The sequence below is a fragment of the Streptomyces sp. SID5464 genome (assembly GCF_009862985.1).
GTDB lineage: Bacteria > Actinomycetota > Actinomycetes > Streptomycetales > Streptomycetaceae > Streptomyces > Streptomyces chartreusis_D.
In genome coordinates, this window is the sequence record NZ_WWIQ01000021.1 from 151,806 (window position 1) to 152,543 (window position 738).

Here is a 738-nt window from a genome sequence, read left to right on the forward strand (position 1 = left end):
GGTTGGAGGACGACAGTTCGGTGTACGAGCCGAGGCCGAAGGCCGGGTTCTGCTTGCGGATCTCGATCATGCGGCGGGTCCAGTGCAGCAGCGACGACGGTGACGACATCGACGCCTCGACGTTGGTGACCTGGTGGCCGTAGACCGGGTCCATGATCGCCGGCAGGTAGAGGCGGTCCCGGGTCGGACGAGGAGAATCCCGGCGTTGCGGTCCGGGGTCCACTGCATCGGCGTGCGCACCGCGTCCCGGTCGCCGAGCCAGATGTTGTCGCCCATGCCGATCTCGTCGCCGTAGTACAGGATCGGCGAGCCGGGCAGGGACAGCAGCAGAGCCGTGAACAGCTCGATGGTTGCGGTCGTTGTCCAGCAGCGGGGCGAGACGGCGCCGGATGCCGATGTTGGCGCGCATGCGGGGGTCCTTGGCGTACTCGGCCCACATGTAGTCGCGCTCTTCGTCGGTGACCATCTCGAGCGTGAGCTCGTCGTGGTTGCGCAGGAAGATGCCCCACTGGCAGCCCGAGGGGATGGCCGGGGTCTTGGCCAGGATCTCGGAGACCGGGTAGCGGGACTCCCGCCGCACCGCCATGAAGATGCGCGGCATGACCGGGAAGTGGAACGCCATGTGGCACTCGTCGCCGCCGCTCGGATAGTCACCGAAGTAGTCGACGACGTCCTCGGGCCACTGGTTGGCCTCGGCGAGCAGCACGGTGTCCGGGTACTGCGCGTCGATCTCCTTGC

General features: G+C 67.5%; 1 pseudogene. It reads right to left on the minus strand.

Going from position 1 to position 738, the window contains the following annotated elements:
• Positions 1–738, minus strand: a pseudogene (locus GTY47_RS40870) (alpha-amylase family glycosyl hydrolase); the annotation flags it as partial.